The sequence below is a fragment of the Janthinobacterium sp. BJB304 genome (assembly GCF_002735765.1).
Lineage (GTDB): Bacteria > Pseudomonadota > Gammaproteobacteria > Burkholderiales > Burkholderiaceae_D > Janthinobacterium.
In genome coordinates this window covers 1-5513 of record NZ_PDZN01000046.1, presented here as the reverse complement: position 1 = coordinate 5513, position 5513 = coordinate 1, and the positions used below count along the sequence as shown (strand labels likewise).

The following is a 5513-nucleotide window of genomic DNA, read 5'->3' as shown; positions in this document are numbered from 1 at the left end:
GCAAGTTGGTCCCACCCCTTCCCATCCCGAACAGGACCGTGAAACAACTTTGCGCCGATGATAGTGCTGCAACCAGTGTGAAAGTAGGTTATCGTCAGGCTTGTTATTCGCAGTAAGAGAAAAACCCCGCCGGATTCCGGTGGGGTTTTTTTTTCGTCTGGTGGTTTTGCGCGCCGCGGGGTGCTGTCGGCTTACGCGCGCAGCGCTAAGCCGACCTACGCCGACCTACGCCGACCTACGCCGACCTACGCCGACCTGCGCCGATCCACCGACCGACGGTCAGTGTGAGGGGGGATGACCCCGGCTGTTCAGCAGGCGAAAAAAAAAGGCAGCGCTGTGCGCTGCCTTTGTCATTTATCACCACATGTTGTGCACGGCGGGCACCGTCATGTTCTCTTCATATTGACACTGTACGATGATGTCCGTTCTCATCAAGTAACGTGTGCACCCATGCTGTCCAAGCTTAAACTCGTCAAAACTTCCAAAGGCATCGATAGCATCCTGATGCTGTCGGCCATGCTGATACTCTGGATCGGCAATTACAGCAACCTCGACCTCATGATTGCCGACAGTATGTTCGACGGTGCGCGTGGGCAATTTGTCGGCGCTGACAGCGTGTGGGCGCGCAGTTTTCAGATCGGTATGATCTTGCTTGGCGCCGTCATGATCGGGCTGGCCGTGTGGGACACCTTGCATCCGCTGGTCTGGCTTGCTTCGCGTCGCAGCGCCTTGCGCGTGGTGGCGCTGTCGGCTATCTTCGTGCCGCTAAGCATATATTTGCTCTCTTCCTTCAGCGATGTGCCCTGTCCCACGGATTTGTTGCGTTATGGCGGACTGGAGCCGTACACGCGCCTGTTGGAAACATTGCCAGCCAGCGCATCTGCCATGGCATGCGTGCCTGCTACCCAGGCGAACACTGCCTGGTGGATGCTGGCCTTGCCATTGTTCTGTCTGCCCGGGCGACCACGCACGGCGCTGCTGCTCGCTTGCGTCATGCTGCTGTGCGGTTTGGCGGCAAGCTGGCAGCAACAGTTGCAAGGTACGCAATTCTTTACGCACACCTTGTGGTCTGCCTGGATTGCTTCTTTCCTGATCTATCTGCTGCATCATTTGTTCCGGGCCGAGGACGCGTTGGCCTGAAACACGAAAGTACGTCACAATCTGCCTGTCGAGTTGTCGTTTCATACAAAAACAGGAGCACCATGAACGAGCAGATTGCGAGAGAAGTGGTATTGGTCCGTGCTATCGAGACGGCCGACCAGAAAAAAGAAGTCCTCAGCGAGGATGACCGCATGTATGCCAGCCGCAGTGCACGTGAGCTTGCGCAGTGGCAAGCTTCGGGCAAGCAGGCCGAAGTCACGGGTGACGATTTCCTGCAGCAGCGTTCCGAGCTGATCCTCAAGCGCATCACCGAGCGCACTCCCGCCTTCGCTGCTTTCGCGAAGCGTCGTAACGGCATGAAGACCATGGCGTTGGCCTTGCCCCTGCTGGCTTTGCTGCTGGGCGCCGGACTGGACCGTATAACGGACCCCCATCGCGTCGACTTGCTGTCGGCGCCCTTGCTGCTGATCATCGCCTGGAATGTACTGGTCTACCTGGGCTTGCTGATTTGGCTATGCATCCCTTCGCACTCGCTCGGCTGGCCGAAAGCGGGGCTGGTGCGCCACCTGAGCGTGGGCCGCCTGGCCTTGCCGCGCAAACTGCCGCACGCCTTGTCTTCGGGCTTGCTCAGTTTCATGGGCGAGTGGGCGCATTTGAGCGCCAAGCTGACGGCCGCGCGCCTGGGCCGTACCATCCACTTGAGCGCTGCCATGTTTGCCATTGGCGCCGTCGCCTCGTTGTATGCGCGCGGTTTTCTGTCGCAATACGCGGCCGGCTGGGAAAGCACCTTTCTGAATGCCGGCCAGGTGCACAGCCTGCTGTCGACCCTGTTTGCGCCGGCCATTGCCCTGTTTCACTTACAAGGTTTTTCGCTGGCGGAAATCGAAGCGCTGCGCTTCCCGCAAACGACGACCGTCGAAGGCGGTGCACGCTGGGTGCATTTGTATGCGGCGACGATTTTCCTGCTGGTGGTCGTCCCCCGCCTGATCCTGGCACTGCTCAATAATTGGCGCGCCGCGCGCCTGGCCAGGCAGTTTCCGCTGGATCTCGATCAGCCGTATTTCCGCAAGCTTAATGAAAGCATCGGTGTGGCCACGGGCGGCATGCTGCGCGTCTTGCCGTACAGCTTTACTGTCGATGAGGCACGTCACAAAGGCCTGGGGCAAATCGCCCTCATGCTGTTTGGCGAGCAGGGCCGCATGATGCTGCGTCCATCAACGTCGTATGGCGAAGAGCCGCAGGACGTCTTGCGCGACACAGACTTGAACGATCCACAAGTCAATATCACGGCCGTGCTGTTCAATCTGACGGCGACGCCGGAAAAGGAAAATCACGGGGCCTTCCTCGATTATCTGGTGCAATCGTCGGCGCGCGGCATCGCTGTCCTGATCGACGAGTCCAGCTACCTGGAGCGCGCGGGCGAGCAGGCGGATAACGGCGCGCGTCTGGCGGAACGGGTCGCCTTGTGGCAGCAGTTTTGCCAGTTCCATAAAGCCACGGCCACCGTGGTCAATCTGCTCAACCCTGCCTTGCACCCGCTCGATGCCGGTGTCGGCTTGAAAGTATCGGCAACAGCATGAGTGTGAACGTGAATAAAGATGTGCAAGATGACGCGGTGCAGATTCAGTTTGCGCTGATTTCGCACACGAATAATGGCAAGACGACACTCGCGCGTACCCTCGTGGGCGTGGATGTGGGCGAAGTGCGCGACGCCGCCCACGTAACCGTGTTTGCCGAATCGCATACCTTGTTGGCCACGCCACAGGGTGATACTTTGCAATTGTGGGACACGCCCGGCTTTGGCGACTCCGTGCGTCTGCTCAAGCGCCTGGGCCAGTCAGGCAATCCCATCGGCTGGTTTCTGCGTGAAGTGCTGGACCGTTATCGCGACCGCCCGTTTTGGCTCAGCCAGCAGGCGCTGCGCACGGCCAAGGACTCCGCCGACGTGGTGTTGTACCTGGTGAATTCCTCGGAACATCCGAAGGATGCGGGCTACTTGCCGGCGGAAATGAAAATCCTCGCCTGGCTGGATAAGCCTGTGGTGGTCTTGCTCAATCAGATGGGGCCGCCGCGTCCGGGTAATGAGGAGCACGGCGAGCAGGCGCGCTGGCGCGAGCATTTGCAGCAGTATCCAATCGTGCGCGATGTCCTGGCGCTCGATGCCTTTGCCCGCTGCTGGGTGCATGAACGCGTGTTTTACGAAGCTGTGGGTAAATTGTTGCCGCAGTCGCAGCAAGCAGGCTATGCGCGTTTGTTTGCTGCCTGGCAAGAGCAGAATACGGCGCGTTTCCGGCAGGCGATGCACTTGCTGGCCACGCAACTGGCGGTGGCCGGGCAGGATCGCGAAGCCATCGAGCCCGCCTCTAAGGGCTTGCTGAAATCGGCCTTGCAGGTCGTTGGCATAGGCAAGAACGCAGAGCAGCAACGCCAGGAAAAGGCCATGGCCAGCCTGGTGGCGCGGCTTAATGCGCACAGCGGTATCACCACGCGTGAGCTTTTGATCCTGCACAAACTCGACCCGACCGACGCGCATAAGATCAATAGCCGGATACGGGAGAACTTCGCCGTGCGCGCGCCGATCGACAAGGCGCAGGCAGGGCTATTGGGCGCGATGATTTCCGGTGCGGCGACGGGGCTGTCGGCCGACCTGATTTCCGGCGGCCTGACCTTGGGCACGGGCGCCCTGCTTGGCGGTGTGGTTGGTGCGTTGACGTTTGCGGGCGCAGCCTGGGGCTTTAATTCCGGAACGGACCGCAACGAGCCCACGATGCAATTTACCGATGCCTTCCTGCGCACCTTGGTGGTGGCGGGCGTGCTGCGTTACCTGGCGGTGGCGCACTTTGGCCGTGGCCGCGGCAACTTTGTCGAAAGCGAGGCGCCGGCCTTCTGGCAGGATGAAGTCGAGCAGGCGGTGGCGCGTCATGAGAGCGCATTGGTCGAGTTATGGAAAGAGGTACGCCGCGCGAAGTCCAATGAACTGGCTGCCGAATGTGTGCAGCCCATCATCACGGCAATCACTGCCGATGTGCTGGCGCGTCTGTACCCGGACGTGACGCAGCAGATGTAAATACGGGCTTCCATCGTCTATTTCCAACAGGGTTTCCCCCATGAGCATACATAAAATCGCCGTCATCGCCGGTGACGGCATTGGCAATGAAGTCATGCCGGAGGGTTTGCGTGTAATTGAAGCGGCCGCCCGCCGTTTCAATATCGACCTGCAGTTTACGACGATGGCATGGGCCAATTGTGACTATTACCTGGAACACGGGCAAATGATGCCCTCGGACTGGTTCGCGCAGCTCAAGGATTTCGACGCCATCTATTTTGGCGCCGTGGGCTGGCCGGACAAGGTGCCCGATCATATCTCGCTGTGGGGTTCATTACTGAAGTTCCGGCGTGAATTCGACGAATACGTCAACTTGCGTCCCGTGCGGCTGATGCCGGGCGTGCCATGTCCGCTGGCGAATAAAAAGCCGGGCGATATCGACTTTTATGTGGTGCGTGAAAACACGGAAGGAGAATATTCATCCGTGGGCGGGCGCATGTTCGAGGGGACCGAGCGCGAAATGGTGCTGCAGGAATCCGTGTTTACGCGCAAGGGCGTCGACCGCATCCTGAAGTATGCGTTTGAGCTGGCGCAAAGCCGGCCTAAAAAACACCTGACATCGGCGACCAAGTCGAATGGTATTGCCATCAGCATGCCGTATTGGGATGAACGGGTGGAAGCGATGGCCCCGAGCTTTCCCGAGGTCTGCTGGGATAAATACCATATCGACATCCTGGCGGCCCGCTTTGTATTGAGTCCCGAACGTTTCGACGTGGTGGTCGCTTCGAATCTGTTTGGCGACATATTGTCTGACCTGGGACCTGCGTGCACGGGAACGATCGCCATCGCACCATCGGCCAATATCAATCCGGAGCGGACTTTTCCTTCCGTCTTCGAACCGGTACACGGTTCCGCACCCGACATCTATGGCCAGAATATCGCCAACCCGATCGGCATGATCTGGTCGGGGGCAATGATGCTGGACTTCCTCGGTAATGGCGATGCCAATTACACGGCGGCGCATGACGCGATTGTGCACGCCATCGAGCGGGTGCTCGAGCATGGTCCGCGTACGCCGGATATGGGCGGCAGCGCCAGTACGACCGATGTGGGCATGGCGGTTGCCGAATTGCTGAAATAAAGCTTGCCGCCCTTGAGTGGCTTTGCTATAGTTCGCCTCCCCAATGAGACGCAGTGGTTTTAGCGAAACAGAGGGAGCCGGATGCAGTAGCAAACGGCAAAAAAGAAGGTTGACGAATTAGCCGAAACGCTTCATACTCTTCCTTCTTCGCAGCTGACAAACACAACGCTTTGTCGATAGCGCGAAAGCAGTAACCGAATACAGTTCTTTAACAATTAACAGTCG

At 58.9% G+C, this 5513-nt stretch carries 4 protein-coding genes and 1 rRNA gene; all 5 read left to right on the top strand.

Features of this window, described 5'->3' with window-relative positions; all coding sequences use genetic code 11:
* Positions 1-100: ribosomal RNA gene (rrf, locus tag CSQ95_RS28825) — 5S ribosomal RNA — on the top strand; the annotation flags it as partial.
* 350 nt (positions 101-450) lie between these two features.
* Positions 451-1140, top strand: a complete 690-nt coding sequence (locus tag CSQ95_RS28820) for an acid phosphatase (RefSeq protein WP_099411992.1) — start codon at positions 451-453, stop codon at positions 1138-1140.
* 62 nt (positions 1141-1202) lie between these two features.
* Positions 1203-2681: a DUF2868 domain-containing protein gene (locus CSQ95_RS28815; RefSeq protein WP_099411991.1), complete on the top strand. Its 1479-nt coding sequence runs from the start codon at positions 1203-1205 to the stop codon at positions 2679-2681.
* Positions 2678-4168: a DUF3482 domain-containing protein gene (locus CSQ95_RS28810; protein ID WP_099411990.1), complete on the top strand. Its 1491-nt coding sequence runs from the start codon at positions 2678-2680 to the stop codon at positions 4166-4168. Before CSQ95_RS28815 ends, CSQ95_RS28810 begins: the two co-directional genes overlap by 4 nt.
* Positions 4169-4208: 40 nt before the next feature.
* A complete protein-coding gene (locus CSQ95_RS28805; RefSeq protein WP_099411989.1) occupies positions 4209-5288 on the top strand; it encodes a tartrate dehydrogenase in 1080 nt (359 codons plus the stop codon).
* The last annotated feature ends 225 nt before the right edge of the window (positions 5289-5513 follow it).